Origin of the sequence: Sphingopyxis sp., assembly GCF_019459305.1 — a bacterium.
GTDB lineage: Bacteria > Pseudomonadota > Alphaproteobacteria > Sphingomonadales > Sphingomonadaceae > Sphingopyxis.
In genome coordinates this window covers 12,395-26,635 of sequence record NZ_JAIBES010000045.1, presented here as the reverse complement: position 1 = coordinate 26,635, position 14,241 = coordinate 12,395, and the positions used below count along the sequence as shown (strand labels likewise).

18 protein-coding genes are annotated in these 14,241 nt (G+C 64.1%); 11 read left to right on the top strand and 7 right to left on the bottom strand.

The annotated features are described in order from the left end of the window. Window positions 1-92 precede the first annotated feature (92 nt). Window positions 93-1,313, top strand: a complete 1,221-nt coding sequence (locus K0M74_RS04850; RefSeq protein WP_293968652.1) for an MFS transporter — start codon at window positions 93-95, stop codon at window positions 1,311-1,313. Further along, window positions 1,310-1,441 (top strand): hypothetical protein, encoded by a 132-nt coding sequence (locus K0M74_RS04845; RefSeq protein WP_293968650.1) that lies wholly within the window; start codon window positions 1,310-1,312, stop codon window positions 1,439-1,441. The genes K0M74_RS04850 and K0M74_RS04845 overlap by 4 nt, the downstream gene beginning before the upstream one ends. Here the strand turns inward: K0M74_RS04845 and K0M74_RS04840 are convergent. The 4 genes from K0M74_RS04840 to K0M74_RS04825 all read right to left on the bottom strand — a co-directional run bounded on the left by K0M74_RS04840 (window position 1,438) and on the right by K0M74_RS04825 (window position 4,655). Continuing rightward, window positions 1,438-2,625 carry an alpha/beta hydrolase gene (locus K0M74_RS04840; protein ID WP_293968648.1) on the bottom strand — a complete coding sequence of 396 codons (1,188 nt, stop codon included), beginning with the start codon at window positions 2,623-2,625 and terminating at the stop codon, window positions 1,438-1,440. The genes K0M74_RS04845 and K0M74_RS04840 overlap by 4 nt on opposite strands. Window positions 2,626-2,627: 2 nt before the next feature. After that, window positions 2,628-3,617 (bottom strand): cobaltochelatase subunit CobS, encoded by a 990-nt coding sequence (gene cobS / locus K0M74_RS04835; protein ID WP_293968646.1) that lies wholly within the window; start codon window positions 3,615-3,617, stop codon window positions 2,628-2,630. A 96-nt stretch (window positions 3,618-3,713) separates the two neighbouring features. Further along, on the bottom strand, window positions 3,714-4,151 hold the full coding sequence (locus K0M74_RS04830; protein ID WP_293968644.1) for an ester cyclase: 438 nt from the start codon (window positions 4,149-4,151) through the stop codon (window positions 3,714-3,716). A 12-nt stretch (window positions 4,152-4,163) separates the two neighbouring features. Then, window positions 4,164-4,655, bottom strand: a complete 492-nt coding sequence (locus tag K0M74_RS04825; protein WP_293968642.1) for a DnaJ domain-containing protein — start codon at window positions 4,653-4,655, stop codon at window positions 4,164-4,166. Between the two features lie 196 nt (window positions 4,656-4,851). Between K0M74_RS04825 and K0M74_RS04820 the strand changes: the two genes are divergently transcribed. The 4 genes from K0M74_RS04820 (at window position 4,852) to K0M74_RS04805 (ending at window position 7,571) form a co-directional block, all read left to right on the top strand. Next, on the top strand, window positions 4,852-5,100 hold the full coding sequence (locus K0M74_RS04820; protein WP_293968736.1) for a BolA family transcriptional regulator: 249 nt from the start codon (window positions 4,852-4,854) through the stop codon (window positions 5,098-5,100). Beyond that, a complete protein-coding gene (locus K0M74_RS04815) occupies window positions 5,097-5,471 on the top strand; it encodes a cupin domain-containing protein (RefSeq protein ID WP_293968640.1) in 375 nt (124 codons plus the stop codon). Before K0M74_RS04820 ends, K0M74_RS04815 begins: the two co-directional genes overlap by 4 nt. 2 nt (window positions 5,472-5,473) lie before the next feature. Further along, the gene (locus K0M74_RS04810; RefSeq protein WP_293968638.1) at window positions 5,474-6,355 is read left to right on the top strand and encodes a pirin family protein; all 882 of its coding nucleotides are present in this window, start codon (window positions 5,474-5,476) and stop codon (window positions 6,353-6,355) included. Between the two features lie 292 nt (window positions 6,356-6,647). Then, entirely contained in the window at window positions 6,648-7,571 is a 924-nt protein-coding gene (locus tag K0M74_RS04805; protein ID WP_293968734.1) for an alpha/beta hydrolase, read from the top strand. 168 nt (window positions 7,572-7,739) lie between these two features. Here the strand turns inward: K0M74_RS04805 and K0M74_RS04800 are convergent, their stop codons facing one another. Continuing rightward, on the bottom strand, window positions 7,740-8,162 hold the full coding sequence (locus K0M74_RS04800; RefSeq protein WP_293968636.1) for a hypothetical protein: 423 nt from the start codon (window positions 8,160-8,162) through the stop codon (window positions 7,740-7,742). 7 nt (window positions 8,163-8,169) lie between these two features. Here K0M74_RS04800 and K0M74_RS04795 point away from each other — a divergent pair, with 7 nt between their 5' ends. Next, window positions 8,170-9,327: a serine hydrolase gene (locus K0M74_RS04795; RefSeq protein WP_293968634.1), complete on the top strand. Its 1,158-nt coding sequence runs from the start codon at window positions 8,170-8,172 to the stop codon at window positions 9,325-9,327. Here K0M74_RS04795 and K0M74_RS04790 read toward each other — a convergent pair. Next, on the bottom strand, window positions 9,322-10,155 hold the full coding sequence (locus tag K0M74_RS04790) for a PhzF family phenazine biosynthesis protein (protein WP_293968632.1): 834 nt from the start codon (window positions 10,153-10,155) through the stop codon (window positions 9,322-9,324). The genes K0M74_RS04795 and K0M74_RS04790 overlap by 6 nt on opposite strands. Continuing rightward, on the bottom strand, window positions 10,152-10,730 hold the full coding sequence (gene pdxH, locus K0M74_RS04785; RefSeq protein WP_293968630.1) for a pyridoxamine 5'-phosphate oxidase: 579 nt from the start codon (window positions 10,728-10,730) through the stop codon (window positions 10,152-10,154). The genes K0M74_RS04790 and pdxH overlap by 4 nt, the downstream gene beginning before the upstream one ends. 125 nt (window positions 10,731-10,855) lie before the next feature. Here pdxH and K0M74_RS04780 point away from each other — a divergent pair, with 125 nt between their 5' ends. Genes K0M74_RS04780 through K0M74_RS04765 form a run of 4 tightly spaced genes read left to right on the top strand, consistent with a single transcriptional unit; the run spans window position 10,856 to window position 14,239 of the window. Further along, on the top strand, window positions 10,856-11,791 hold the full coding sequence (locus K0M74_RS04780; RefSeq protein WP_293968628.1) for a DnaJ C-terminal domain-containing protein: 936 nt from the start codon (window positions 10,856-10,858) through the stop codon (window positions 11,789-11,791). 3 nt (window positions 11,792-11,794) lie between these two features. Continuing rightward, the gene (locus K0M74_RS04775; protein ID WP_293968626.1) at window positions 11,795-12,892 is read left to right on the top strand and encodes a YihY/virulence factor BrkB family protein; all 1,098 of its coding nucleotides are present in this window, start codon (window positions 11,795-11,797) and stop codon (window positions 12,890-12,892) included. Further along, window positions 12,889-13,716, top strand: coding sequence for an enoyl-ACP reductase FabI (fabI, locus tag K0M74_RS04770; RefSeq protein WP_293968624.1), 828 nt, complete (start codon window positions 12,889-12,891; stop codon window positions 13,714-13,716). Before K0M74_RS04775 ends, fabI begins: the two co-directional genes overlap by 4 nt. Further along, window positions 13,709-14,239 (top strand): GNAT family N-acetyltransferase, encoded by a 531-nt coding sequence (locus K0M74_RS04765; protein ID WP_293968622.1) that lies wholly within the window; start codon window positions 13,709-13,711, stop codon window positions 14,237-14,239. Before fabI ends, K0M74_RS04765 begins: the two co-directional genes overlap by 8 nt. Window positions 14,240-14,241 lie beyond the last annotated feature (2 nt).

Genomic DNA, 14,241 nt, shown 5'->3' with positions numbered 1-14,241 from the left:
CCCGGACATGATCCGGGGTGACGAATAGGGAGTAGATAACCAGATAGCTAAGCTCGCTTGACGCCGTTCAGGCGCGGGCGCATCCGGCTGGGATGAGCTCTCCCGCCCTGTCCCTAATGAAAAAGCCTTGGATCGTCATCGCCTGCGCGGCGTTCATCGTCACGCTGGCGATGGGCGTCCGCCAGTCGTTCGGGCTGTTCCTGCCGCAGATGAGCGTCGATATCGGGATCAGCCGATCCGACTTCGGCCTCGCGATGGCGCTCCAGAACCTGCTCTTCGGACTGGTTCAGCCGTTCGTCGGCGCGCTGGCCGACAAGCATGGCGCGGGCCGCGTCGTGCTAGGGGGCGCGCTCCTTTACGCGCTCGGCTTGATCGGCGCGGCGTTTGCGACCGATGCGATCGGGCTGCATATCAGCTTCGGCATTTTTATCGGTATGGCGCAGTCGGCGACGACTTTTGTCGTTGTGCTCGGCGCGGTCGGGCGCGTCGTCAGCCCCGAAAAGCGCAGCAGCGCGTTCGGCATCGTTACCGCGGGCGGGTCGCTCGGGCAGTTCCTTGTCGTGCCGCTCGCATCGATGCTGCTCGGCGAAGTCGGCTATCACCAGACGCTATGGATCATGGCGGGACTGGTCGCGCTATGTGGATTGCTGGCGATCGGGGTCGCCGGTCGCACCGATGGCGGGCCGGGCGTCGCTGCCGAAGCCGAACAGACGGCGCGCGAGGCGCTCCGCGAAGCCGGGGCCCACCATGGTTTCTGGCTTCTCAACGCCGGTTTCTTTGTGTGCGGTTTCCACATCGCTTTCATCGCGACGCATCTGCCCGCCTATCTCGACGACAAGGGGCTGGGGATCGGGATCGGCGCGCAGGTGCTGGCGCTGGTCGGGCTTTTCAATATCCTTGGCTCCTATATCTTTGGCCGCGCGGGCGATGTGCTGCGCCAGAAATATGTCCTGTCGGGGCTCTATGTCGCGCGCGCTGCGGTCATCGCGCTGTTCCTGTTCCTGCCGCTTACCCATGCCAGCGCGCTGGTGTTCGCGGGCGCGATGGGCTTTCTGTGGCTCGGCACCGTGCCGCTGACCAGCGGCATCGTCGGGCGCATCTTTGGCATCCGCCACCTCTCGATGCTCTATGGCATCGTGTTTTTGAGCCACCAGGTCGGCAGCTTTTTCGGCGCGTGGATGGCGGGACTGATCTTTGACGCCACCGGCAGCTATAATATTGCGTGGGGCATTTCGATCGCGCTTGGGCTGTTTGCGGGCCTCGTCCACCTGCCGATCGCCGACGCGCCGGTCAGGCGGCTGCAACCGGCGTGAGGGTGCGGCGGCAGGACGCGGTGGCACTTGGGCTGTTCGCGGTTGTCGCAGCGGGCGGACTATGGCTGTGGACGGGCGAGGGGCCAGCGATCTGGCTGGCCGACTTCGCCGTCATGTGCGGCTTTTAGGGCGCAGCAACCACCGGCACGCGGTTGCATATCGCTTCGTCGTCGGGCTTGGGTTCAGCCGGATCGGGGAGCAGCCGGAACACATGCGCCAGATGCGTCGCGATCCGGTCGGGTCGCGCCCGTTTGTCCGCGACGACATCGACGAAATCGCGGCACGCGACCGCGCTGCGCAGGAAATTGCTGTGCCCGGTCGCGCTGCGCGACACATCGGTGGTGTCGACAACGGTCAATCCGGCAACTGACACCGGATAACAGCGCACCGGCAGCCCCTTGGCTTTCAGGTCGGCCGCCTCGAACGGATCGAAACAATAAGGCGAACCGAGCCGCGGATAGCCGTGCAGGGCGCGCGACGCGGCGAGCGCCTTGTCGGCGTGCGAGACATAGACGGTGATCCGCCGGTTGTTGGCGACGCGCCGCGCCGACAGCACCTCTTCCTCGATGTCGCGTTCGAATGTCTCGCGGTCGATGTCGGGTGACGCGAGGATGACGTTCGAAATATTGCTGCTGTCGGCATTGCTCGACGTGCGATCAACATAGGCGATGGCCGGAATGACCAGCCGCGCTCCCAGCGAGTGCGAAACGACGACGATTTCCTTGACCCACGGCCGCTCGGCGAGCGTCTTCAGGAAATCACGGAAATTGCGGACGTCATGATACATATTGGTCTCATCGACCGCGTAGCTCAGCACTTCGCCCTGCGACGGCCAGCTATATTCGATCACCGGCCCGTCAAAGCCGGTCATCCGCGCGATCTGTGCGGCATCCTTCGATGTCGTCTCGAACGTCTCGCGATAGCCATGGACATAAAGCAGGACGCGGCCCTGCCGCCGATCGGTCTCGGCCTGCAATGCCGTCCACCAATCGGCCGACGCCTGAAACGCCATCGGCGTGCGGAGCTCTTTCTTGCCTCCTACCTCAACCTCGCGCGGCACGGCAAAACGGCCATAGCGGATCTTGTCACCGCGGTGGCGGAGCATGCTGATATCGCCAGTGCGGCAGTCGGGCAGGCGGGTGGTGGCAAAGAACAACGCCAAGGCGTCGCCATCGACCACCGCACCCGGCTGCGCCGTACAGCGCGGATCGGCGACATATTCGGCGTGGCGAACCGGGCCATAATCGACGGCAGCGATGCTGCAACCCGACAGCGCCAACGCGGTTGCGGCCACCATCAGGCGGCGCATCATCGTCACTTGCCGATGACGCCTTCGGGCAAATCCTCGCCGAACACGCGCTGATAATATTCGGCGACAATCATCCGCTCGGCCTCGTCGCATTTGTTGAGGAAGCTGAGGCGGAAGGCGAAGCCGAGGTTGTTGAAGATCGCGGCGTTCTGCGCCCAGCTGATCACGGTGCGCGGGCTCATGACCGTCGAGATGTCGCCGTTGATGAAGCCTTGGCGGGTCAAATCGGCAACCTTGACCATATTGGCAACCGTGGCGTTGTCGGTGTTCGGCACTTTGGCCAGAATGATCGCGCTTTCGGTCGCGGCGGGCAGATAGTTCAAGGTGACGACGATGTTCCAGCGGTCCATCTGGCCCTGATTGATCTGCTGCGTGCCATGATACAGCCCGCTCGTATCGCCGAGCCCGACGGTGTTGGCGGTCGAGAACAGACGGAAATAGGGGTTTGGGCGGATCACGCGATTCTGGTCGAGCAGGGTCAACTTGCCCTCGGCTTCCAGCACGCGCTGGATCACGAACATCACGTCGGGACGACCCGCATCATATTCGTCAAAGACGAGCGCGGTCGGCGTCTGGAGCGCCCAAGGGAGCAGGCCTTCGCGAAATTCGGTAACCTGCTGACCGTCGCGCAGCACGATTGCATCGCGGCCGACGAGGTCGATACGGCTGATATGCGCGTCGAGGTTGACACGGATACAAGGCCATTTCAGCCGCGCCGCGACCTGTTCGATATGCGTCGACTTGCCGGTGCCATGATAGCCCTGGACCATCACGCGGCGGTTGAACTTGAAGCCGGCGAGGATCGCGAGCGTCGTGTCGCCGTCGAACACATAGGCGGGGTCAAGGTCGGGAACGCGTTCGTCGGCCTCGCTGAACGCCGGAACCTTCATGTCGATGTCGATGCCGAACAGCTCGCGCGCATCGACCTCGATATCGGGCGCCGCGAGGAGCGTCGAACCGTGATGGTCGGGAAGGCTGTTTGGAATATCGGTCATGTCAAAGGTCCAGCGAAGGCGGTCGGGAGAGAGTCGCCGGTGCCCGGCGCTTCGGCTAGCGCGGTATAGGCGTCGGTTTCAGCTTGCAACGCCTTTTCAGAGCAGCCCGAGCGCCTTCATCACCGCCGACTGGTCGTAATAGGGGCGTTCACAGACGATCTTGTCGCCTCCGGGAGCAAATTCGAAACTCGCGGCCATGCGGATGCGAAACGCCTTGCCGGTCGGTTCGATCGTGCGCAGCCCCAGCTTCAGCTGGCCAAGATGCGTACCGGTCAGCCAGAATTCGACGAGCACCGTGTCGGTCGCAGGATCGGTGGCGATCGCGATCACCTCGTTAGCCTGATCGGGAAACGGCTCGCGCGACGCCGCGAAATAGGATCGCACCGCGGCTTCGCCGTCAAACACCGTACCGGGGCCGAGCAATTCGTAGCGCGGATGATCGAACGTCGCGATCACGCCGTCCCAATCATGGGTGATCTCAAGTGCCATATGGCGGCGAACCACCTCGATGCGGGACTCATCCAATTTGCTCATCGCACCTATCCCTCAAGCAAAGGCCTTGGTCTTGCGGAGCAATTGATACGCCGCGACGACCTCACCCAGCCGCGACTCGAAACTGCGGTCGCCGCCGTTACGGTCGGGATGATAGCGGCGGACGAGTTCGCTGTAACGTCGCCGCAGCGCGGCGCGGTCGGCGTCGGCGGCGAGGCCGAGCAATTGCATTGCGCTATGCTCCTCGCGCGTCAGCCCCGGATTGGCCGCCCCGCGCCGCGCCTCGTCCATCCGCTGGCGAAAACGCGCGCCCAGCGCATCGATCGGATCCTTGAAATCGGCCCAGCGCGGCGGCAGGTCGGCGCTGCCCGCGGGGCGAAAGCTGCGACTTTCGGTCTCCCATCCCGCGGTCGGCGACTGCGCCGCCATGATCTGGTCGGGGTTCATGCCCTCGAAGAAATTATATCCCGCGTTGAATTCGCGGACATGGTCGAGGCACAGCCAGCGATATTGCGGCGGCCCGTCCGGAGAGCGTGTCCAAGACATCGGGGCGCGAAACTCGCCCGCTTCACGGCATCCGGGCGCGGCGCAGGGTTCGTCGCGCGGGACGCGACCATGGAAACGGTTAGGGCGGGGGGGCGTCGGCAAAATCCGCTTTCGAGAGATGGGGGAGGTCTTATAAATTGGCGACGGAGCGGTTATGGTCAACCCCATGAGCAGCAATGGCCCCGTGCAGCAAGAGATGGAAAGCATGCTTCGTGCAGCTTTTCCCGACGCCACTTTCAACCTGAGCAACGATAGTGCCAGCCATCACGGCCACGCGGGCGACGATGGATCGGGCGAATCGCATTTCAGCCTGACCATCGAATGGGCGGGCTTTTCCGGGATGGATCGCGTCGCCCGCCAACGCACGGTGAACAAGGCGCTCGGCGATTTACCGGGGCAGCGCGTTCACGCGCTCGCGATCAAGGCAACAGCGCCGGGAGAATGATGATGGTCGCCAAGGTCAATCTCGCCGAAGCCTTTGCAAAAATCCCCGAAGCCTGGAGCCCGCATGTCGCGGGCGACATCAACAATTTTCAGGTAAAGCTAGTCAAGCTCGACGGTAAGTTTGACTGGCATCATCATGATATCGAGGACGAATTATTTCTCGTCGTCGCCGGAAGGATGAAAATGGGGCTGCGAACCGGCGACGTGATCGTGGAGCCGGGCGAGTTCATCATCGTGCCGTGCGGTGTCGAACATTGTCCCGAGGCGCTGGGCGGCGATTGCCATGTCGTGTTGCTCGAACCCGGATCAACCCTGAACACCGGCAATGTCGAGACCGAGAAGACGCGGCGAACGCTGGAAAGGCTGGACTGACGATGGATATCATCACCCCCTCGACCCACGATCTGGGCGCCTTGGAAGTGCGGCGGACGCTGCCCAACAAGGCGCGCACGATGGTCGGCCCCTTCATTTTCGTCGACCAGTTTGGTCCGGCGCATTTCGACCTCGGTACCGGCATGGACGTGCGCCCGCATCCGCACATCAACTTGGCGACCGTCACCTATTTGTTCGAGGGCGCGATCGATCATCGCGATAGCCTGGGTACGCTGGCAACTATCCGACCCGGCGCTTGCAACCTGATGACCGCGGGTAGCGGCATCGTCCATTCGGAACGCACCCCGGCCGCCGAGCGCGCTACAGGCTCTGGCATTTCGGGAATGCAAACCTGGCTTGCGCTGCCCGATGGCAAGGAAGAGATCGATCCGGCATTCGAGCATGTCGGGAAGGACAATTTGCCGCTGATTGAGGACGGCGGCGTGTCGGCTCGGATCATCATGGGCAGTCTGTGGGGCGCGACCTCGCCGATCACCCAGCATGCCGCGACGATCTACGCTGATATTTTGATGAACGCCGGGTCGAGCATTCCGGTCGAGGCCGAGGCCGACGAGCGCGCAGTGCTCGTCGCGCTGGGTGACGCGAGCCTCGATGGCGAAAAGCTCGACCGCTACAGCCTCTATGTTTTGAAACCCGGGCAGGCGATGACGCTCCGCGCCGACAGCGATGCACGCGTAATGCTTCTCGGCGGCGAAGCCTTCGCGACGCCGCGCCACGTGTGGTGGAATTTCGTGAGCTCGTCGCGTGATCGCATCAATCAGGCGAAGCACGACTGGAAGGATGGCAAATTTTCGCTCGTTCCGGGGGATAGCGAGGAGTTTATTCCGATTCCCGAGGTGCCGAAGACGGTGAGCTATCCGTGAAGGTCGGCCAACGACCGGAAGTCGACATTTCTTCTCCCCTCCCTTTTAGGGAGGGGGCGGGGTGAGAAGCCGCTAAAGGCGGCGCTCTTGCTCGCCTCGCTAGCGCTCGCACCCACCCCTAACCCCTCCCTAAGAGGGAGGGAATGTCTCAAAGCCAACCAAAAGCGGGCGATGCGCGCCTTCTTGAGGTCAGCGAAAGCCATCCTCGGGATGCAGGCCACTTGCCAGCCGTACCGATCCCCGCCAGATTGGTTTTGAAAAGAAACCAAAGAGGTCCGGGGGAGCGATGTCGATGATCGGCGATTTCGAACAACAGCGCGTGAAGCTTTCGACCGGCGTCGAACTCGACGTCGTCGACATGGGTCCGCGCGATGCGCCCGCGCTGATTTTCCTTCACGGCTTCCCCGAATCGCATCGTACCTGGCGCTATCAGCTACCGCATTTTTCGAAACGCTTTCGCTGCATCGCGCCCGACCAGCGCGGGTATCGCGGGTCGTCGAAGCCGCAGGACGCGGCGTCCTACACCCCCGACAAGTTGATCGCCGATATTTTCGCGCTCGCCGATGCGCTGGGTATCGAGGAGTTCACCATTATCGGCCACGACTGGGGCGGGGCGATTGCCTGGGGGGTGGCGTTGGGCGGCCAGCCGAACGGGCTGCATCCGGCGTGGTCGGGGCGCGTGTCACGTGCGGTCATCGCCAATGCGCCGCACCCAGCGATCTTTCAGCGCCTGCTTCTCACCAATGAACAGCAGCGCGCAGCGAGCCAGTACATCAGCATCTTTCGCGATCCCGCGAGCGACGCGATCATCGATGAACATGGCATCGCCGGCATCCTTGCGCATGCCTTCGCGGGACGCGTTCCCAGCGGAGGCATCCAGCCGCCCGACGAAATCGCGCGGTTGCTGAAAGATTGGGAGGACCGTGATGCGTGCCACGCGATGATCAACTGGTATCGCGGATCGCCCGCGGTGGTCCCGGCGATGGATGCGCCCTATGCCGAACCGCCCGCGATGCCGTTTCCCAAGCTCACCATTCCGACGCTTGTCATCTGGGCGCTCGACGATGTCGCGCTGCCGCCGTGCAACCTTGACGGGATCGCCGACCTTGTCCCCAATGTGCGGATCAAGCATGTTCCCGATTGCGGCCATTTCGTGCCGTGGGAGGCGCCGGACGCGGTTAATGCCGCGATGGACGATTTCCTCGAGACCGACTGAATTATTGCAATTTCCCTTTGACCAAAAAAGTGACGGGCGGTGTATTCGCCGCCCGCCTGGGGGGCTGGTCATGCGCGTGTCGCCGGCTACGGCCGGGCCGAGGAAGCGGGAGTTGCTGGGGTTCGGCGCCCCGGCGGCGGTCGCGCTCGCGGCGCGGCGGATCGCGCCTTAGTCTTCGGGCCGCAGCAAGCAGCCGCTGGCGCCCGCATAGCGCGCGCTGCGCGAGGCGAGCAGCGGGACGCTGCCGGTCACGGTTTTGGTCGCCGGGTCTTCGCTCAGCGACACCATCTCCATCCCCGGCTCGAAATCGCTTTGGCAGCTCTCCAGGCTGCGTGCCTGGACATAGCGGCACGAACAGCCGACGCGCGCCGCATAGGCCGATCCGAGTTCGGCCTGGGCCTTGAACGACGGGAATTTCCAGATCGCGAAGCCGGTCAGCAGCACCGCGAGCACGACCAGCCACGGCAGGCAGCCGCCCCAGCTGCTCGGCGTTTTGCGCGGGCGCGGTTGGGGCGGGGCGTGGGTTTCGGGCAGAGCTGCCGAGGTCGGCGTCTCGCCCGTTGAAGGACCGGTCGGGTTGGTGCTAGTCACTCAATCCATGATCACCAAAAAACGGCTGCTGGCAAGTGCCGCTCTCGCGATGCTCGGCGCCTTGTCGCTGGTACAGGCGGCGGGGCAGGGCAATATGGCGCCCGCGTCGCCCGCGCCCAAATTCGGCGCGTCGCTCGATGGCGTGGCCGCGACCGACACCCCGCAACCGCTGCCCGCGCTGCCCGCCGCTATCAAGGCGCGCGCCGATGCCTTGTTCGTCAATGCCCAGGATGTCGGACAGACCCGGGCGCTGTTTATCCTGCGTGATGGTGATCCGATCTATGAACGCTATGCCGCCGGCTTCGGTCCCGAAACCAAGCTAATCAGCTGGTCGATGGCGAAAAGCATCACCGCGGTGCTCACCGGCTTCCTCGTCGCCGACGGGCAATTGGCGCTCGATGGACCGGCACCGGTCGCTGCCTGGCAGCGCAGCGGCGATCCGCGCGGCGCGATCACGCTCAAAAATTTGCTGCATATGTCGGCGGGGCTTGAGCATGTCGAGAATGGCGATCCTGTGTGGCGGGGCGATACCGTTGATATGCTATTCGGCCCCGGCGCCGCGGACATGGCCGGGTTTGCCGAGACCAAGCCCGCGGCAGCGCAGCCCGGCGAAATTTTCAACTACAGCTCGGCGACCAGCGTTATCCTGTCCGACATCATCGCCGACACGCTGACCCCTTCGCAAAACCCGGCCGCGCGGCGCGACGCGATGCGCGAGTTCATCGCGGGCCGACTCGTCGAGCCGCTGGGCATGAGCAGCCTGACTCCCGAGTTCGACGCCAGCGGCACGATGATCGGCGGCTCGATCATGCACGCGACCGCGCGCGACTATGCCCGCTTTGGCGAGTTTTTGCGCAACCATGGCGTGGTGAATGGCCAGCGGCTGCTGCCCGAAAGCTGGATGGACTTCATGCTCAGCCCGTCGGCGAAGGACGGCGGCTATGGCGGGCATATCTGGCTCAACCGCAAGCGTCCCGCAGGGGCGCAGCCTGCCCTATGGCCCGACCGCGGTCCCAACGACCTGTTCGCCTGCATCGGCCATCAGGGGCAATATATCATCGTGTCACCGTCGCAGCGGGTGACGATAGTCCGGTTGGGGGTCACCAAGGGCGACCAGTTTCCGGCGCTGCGCCGCCATCTCGCCGATCTGACCGCGGCGTTATAGCAGGAAATCCCCAACCAGCGTCGTAACGCAGCGGCCGGTCAGTTCGACCATGTCGCCGTCAAGGCGGCAGCCGACATGGCCACCGCGCGCGCTCGCCTGATAGGCCGCAAACCGATCGCGCCCAAGCCGCGCCGCCCAATAGGGGGTCAGCACGCTGTGTGCCGAACCGGTGACCGGATCTTCGTCTATCCCGGCGCCGGGAGCAAAGGCGCGGCTGATCACATCGGCCCCCGACGGGTCGCCGTCGCCGGGCGCAGTCGCAATATAGAGCACGTCGCCGCCTTCCTTGAGTGCGCGGAAATCGGGCGCCAGCGCACGGACGCTCGCCGCATCGCGATAGGCGATGATCGCATAACCGCCGGGGTGCCACTGCGTCTCGACCGGATCGCCGCCAAGCGCGCGGACGATATCGGGCATCGCTTTGGGTGCGGGCGGATAGGACGGCAACGCCATGCGATAGCCTTCTTCGTCGCCTTCATCTCCATGGATGCGCGCCACCTGCAAAATGCCCGCCTTGCGCGTGCGAAAGCGCATTTCCTGACGCCATGGTGCCGCCGACAACAGCACATGGCCGCAAGCTAGCGTAGCATGGCCGCACAGCGCGACCTCGACGGTCGGGGTGAACCAGCGCAGCTCATAATCGGCCTCACCGCTCTCGTCGGGGATCAGGAAGGCGGTTTCGGCCAGGTTGTTTTCCGCGGCGATTGCCTGCAGCACGCCATCGCCCAGCCATTCCTCGAGCGGCATCACCGCCGCTGGGTTGCCGGTAAACGGGCGGTCGGCAAAGGCATCGACCTGGCTGATCGGCAGCCGCCGCGCCGCGCTCATGGGTACAGCATCCCGCTCGACCAGGCATCGCCAGTGCGTGTATAAACCGTGCGCTCGTGCAGCCGGTGGGCGCGATCCTGCCAGAATTCGATCGCCGATGGCGTCACCCGCCAACCCGACCAGCGCGGCGGCCGCGGGACAACCAGTCCATCGAACCGCGCCTGCATGTCGGCGAAGCGAGCCTCAAAGGTCGCACGGTCGGCGAGTGGACGCGACTGGTCGCTCGCCCATGCACCGAGCTGGCTGTCGCGGCTGCGCGTGGCGAAATAGGCGTCGGCGGTTGCGTCGTCGACCGGCGCCACTGATCCTTCGATGCGGATCTGCCGCCGCAGTGATTTCCAGTGAAAGAGCAAAGCGACGTACGGATTGGCCGCCAGTTCGCCGCCCTTGCGGCTGTCGAGATTGGTGTAAAACACAAACCCGTCAGGACCATGCCCCTTGAGCAGCACCATGCGCAGCGACGGATGCCCGTCCGGCGTTGTTGTGGCGAGGGCCATCGCATTGGCATCGTTGGGCTCGCTGGCCCGCGCCTCGACAAACCAGTCGTCGAACAGGGTAAAGGGATCATCTGTCATGCGCGCGGTCATACTGCGGTGCGAGGCCACACGAAAGGCGGAACTTGACCGCTTAGAGGCACATTCCCACATCGACGCGCAATCGGGCCTTCCCGGCCAATCACTTATCGGGCTACAGGAACAATATGGCAGATCCCTATTCCATCCTTGGCGTCGCAAAAGGCGCGAGCGAAGCGGAGATCAAATCCGCCTATCGCAAGCTCGCCAAGGAATTGCACCCCGACAAGAACAAGGACAACCCGAAGGCGTCGGAGAAATTCTCCGAGGTCACGCGGGCGTACGACATTCTTTCGGATAAAACGAAGCGCGCGCAGTTCGACCGCGGCGAGATCGATGGCGACGGCAATCCGGCGATGCCGTTCGGCTATGGCGGCGGGGGCGGATTTCGCGGCGATCAGCGTAGCGGGCCGGGCGGCTTCAGCGGCTTCGGCAACGAAGGCGCCGATTTCGGCGATATTTTCGAAGGCCTGTTCGGGCGCGGCGGTGGCGCCGCGGCGGGCGGCGGATTTGGCGGTTTTGGCGGCCGCAGCGCGCCGCCGCCAAAGGGCGCCAACGTCGCCTATCGCTTGGCGGTGTCGTTCGTCGATGCCGCGACGCGGGCGCCGCAGCGGATCACGCTCGCCAATGGCGGCACGATCGACCTGAAACTGCCCGCCGGGGTTGAAAGCGGCACCCAGATGCGCCTCGCCGGCAAGGGTCAGCCGGGACCGGGCGGGACTGGCGACGGGATCGTTACGATCACCGTGAAGGACCATCCGTTTTTCGAGAGAGACGGCGCCAACATCCGGCTCGACCTGCCGGTGACGCTCGACGAGGCGGTCAAGGGCGCCAAGGTCAAGGTGCCGACCGTCGATGGTCCGGTGATGCTGTCGATCCCCGCCGGATCGACGTCGGGCAAAGTCATGCGGCTGAAAGGAAAGGGTTTCAGCCAGAAGAGCGGTGATCGCGGTGACCAACTCGTCCGCTTGATGGTCGATCTGCCCGCCGACAATACTGCGCTGTCGGCCTTGCTCGGCGATTGGACAGATCCGCGCGCGGTGCGGGCGGACCTCGGCGTCTGATGCGTGGCTGATGCCACCCCCAAAGGCCGCACGGCCGCCGAGGCCGCCGCCATCGACGAACTGGCACGGCGGGTTGCCAATGAGGTCGATCAGGAATTTCTGGCGGGCGGCCATTCGCCGCATTCGCCCGAAGCGCGTGCCGAGCGCGCCAAGCGGTTCCATCTGCGCGCCCGCGCCCAAGGGCTGATCCATCGCGGGCGCGAAACGCTGGGTCCGGGGACGCGTGCTTTCAAAATTGTCCGCCGCGTCGTCGTCGGCACCTATACCGACGGCTTCATCCACGCCGGTAATCTTGCCTACCTGGCGCTGATCGCGCTTTTCCCCTTCTTCATCCTGCTCGCAGCCGCCTTCTCGCTGCTCGGCGGCAGCGTCGGCGGCGAAGCGGCGATCGAGGCGGTGTTTTCGACCATGCCGCCGACCGTCGCCAACGCATTGTCGGGGCCGATCCGCGAAGTGATGAGCGCGCGAACAGGCATTTTCCTATGGCTTGGCGCGCTCGTTGCGCTGTGGACGGTGGGCAGTTTGATCGAGACGGTGCGCGACATTTTGCGCCGCGCCTATGGCACGCATTTCAGCAAGGGTTTCTTTCATTACCGGCTGCTGTCGATCGGCATCATCACCGGCGCGGTCGTGTTGATGCTGCTGTCATTCAGCATGCAGGTGCTGATCGTCGGCATCGAACAATTTGTGACGCGCGTCCTGCCCGAACAATATCAGTCATGGGGGGTCGTCGCAATCTCGCGCGGGGTCTCGGGCCTGGGCCTGTTCGTCGCGATCTACATGCTGTTTTACTCGCTCACCCCGTCCAAGTACCGGACGCGGAAGTTCCCCAAATGGCCGGGCGCGCTGTTCACGACGCTGTGGTGGATTGGCGTCACCCTCGCGCTGCCGCCGCTGCTCGCCAGCCTGCTCAGCTATGACGCAACCTACGGCAGCCTCGCGGGTGTGATGGTCGCGCTGTTCTTTTTCTATCTCGTCGGATTGGGTATGGTGATGGGCGCCGAACTCAACGCCGCGCTCGTCGAGGTTGAGGATTTGGGCCGCGACGCTATTGGACCCGTCGACGATATCATAATGGAAAAGGCCGGAGACGCAGAATGACGGGTTTGATGCAGGGCAAGCGCGGGCTGATCATGGGGCTCGCCAACGACAAGTCGCTCGCCTGGGGCATTGCCAAGGCGCTCAGCGCGCATGGCGCCGAACTGGCGATTTCTTATCAGGGCGATGTGATGCTCAAGCGGGTGAAGCCGCTGGCCGACGAACTCGGCTGCGATCTGCTGATCGATTGCGACGTGTCGGACATGGACAATCTCGATGCGACCTTCGCGACGCTCGCGGCGCGCTGGCCGACGATCGACTTTGTCGTCCACGCCATCGGTTATACCAACAAGGAGGCGCTGCGCGGCCATTACGCCGATGTGACGCTCGACGACTTCCTGATGACGATGAACATCAGCGTCTACAGCTTTACCGCGGTCGCCAAACGCGCGGTCGCGATGATGCCGCCGCTCGATCCCGAAACCGGCAAGGGCGGCGGCGCGATGCTTACCTTGAGCTATTATGGTGCCGAAAAGGTGATCCCGCACTATAACGTCATGGGCGTCGCCAAGTCGGCGCTGGAAACCAGCGTGAAATATCTCGCCAATGATTACGGTCCGCAGGGGGTGCGCGTGAACGCGATCTCGGCGGGGCCGATCAAGACGCTCGCCGCATCGGGCATCGGCGACTTCCGCCTGATCCTCAAATGGAACGAGCATAATGCCCCGCTGCGCCGCAACGTCACCATCGACGATGTTGGTGGTTCGGCGCTGTATCTGCTCAGCGATCTGGCGAGCGGCGTGACCGGCGAGACGCACCATGTCGATGCAGGCTACCACACCGTCGGCATGAAACAGGAAGACGCCCCGGACATCGCGCTTGTCTGAGGGGCTCGTCATCCGCGCCGCGGCGGCGGCGGATGGCGGCACTATCGACGCACTTCACCGCGCCGCGTTTGCGACGACCGAGCTCGGTCATCAGGGCGAGGCTGATTTGGTGCGGGCGTTGGACGCGGACGGCGACACATTGGTTTCGCTAGTCGCGGAACAGGGCGGCTCCGTTGCGGGGCATGCGATGTTCAGTCGGATGGCGGTCGAAGCCGACGGCCAGACTTTGTCGGCGGCAGGGCTCGCGCCCGTCGCCGTCACACCGGCGTTGCATGGCTATGGTATTGGCTACGCGCTAATCTGCGCTGGACTCGCGGCGCTGCGCGAACAGGGATGTGCGATGAGTTTTGTCCTTGGCCACGAAAACTACTACCCGCGCTTCGGCTACTCGCCCGAACTTGCCGCGCGTTTTACCTCTCCTTTCGCCGACCCGCATTTCATGGCGATGATGCTGGACTCGAACGCGGCTTGGCCGCTAGGCGGGCGGGCAGACTATGCACCTGCATTCGGCCGGATGGGATAGGC

Coding starts and splice junctions, on each gene's coding strand:
- K0M74_RS04780 (WP_293968628.1), top strand. CDS start 10,856: ATGGCAGATCCCTATTCCATCCTTGGCGTCGCAAAAGGCGCGAGCGAA.
- pdxH (WP_293968630.1), bottom strand. CDS start 10,730: ATGACAGATGATCCCTTTACCCTGTTCGACGACTGGTTTGTCGAGGCG.
- K0M74_RS04815 (WP_293968640.1), top strand. CDS start 5,097: ATGATGATGGTCGCCAAGGTCAATCTCGCCGAAGCCTTTGCAAAAATC.
- K0M74_RS04795 (WP_293968634.1), top strand. CDS start 8,170: ATGATCACCAAAAAACGGCTGCTGGCAAGTGCCGCTCTCGCGATGCTC.
- cobS (WP_293968646.1), bottom strand. CDS start 3,617: ATGACCGATATTCCAAACAGCCTTCCCGACCATCACGGTTCGACGCTC.
- K0M74_RS04790 (WP_293968632.1), bottom strand. CDS start 10,155: ATGAGCGCGGCGCGGCGGCTGCCGATCAGCCAGGTCGATGCCTTTGCC.
- K0M74_RS04830 (WP_293968644.1), bottom strand. CDS start 4,151: ATGAGCAAATTGGATGAGTCCCGCATCGAGGTGGTTCGCCGCCATATG.
- fabI (WP_293968624.1), top strand. CDS start 12,889: ATGACGGGTTTGATGCAGGGCAAGCGCGGGCTGATCATGGGGCTCGCC.
- K0M74_RS04825 (WP_293968642.1), bottom strand. CDS start 4,655: ATGTCTTGGACACGCTCTCCGGACGGGCCGCCGCAATATCGCTGGCTG.
- K0M74_RS04840 (WP_293968648.1), bottom strand. CDS start 2,625: ATGATGCGCCGCCTGATGGTGGCCGCAACCGCGTTGGCGCTGTCGGGT.
- K0M74_RS04850 (WP_293968652.1), top strand. CDS start 93: ATGAGCTCTCCCGCCCTGTCCCTAATGAAAAAGCCTTGGATCGTCATC.
- K0M74_RS04805 (WP_293968734.1), top strand. CDS start 6,648: ATGATCGGCGATTTCGAACAACAGCGCGTGAAGCTTTCGACCGGCGTC.
- K0M74_RS04810 (WP_293968638.1), top strand. CDS start 5,474: ATGGATATCATCACCCCCTCGACCCACGATCTGGGCGCCTTGGAAGTG.
- K0M74_RS04820 (WP_293968736.1), top strand. CDS start 4,852: ATGGAAAGCATGCTTCGTGCAGCTTTTCCCGACGCCACTTTCAACCTG.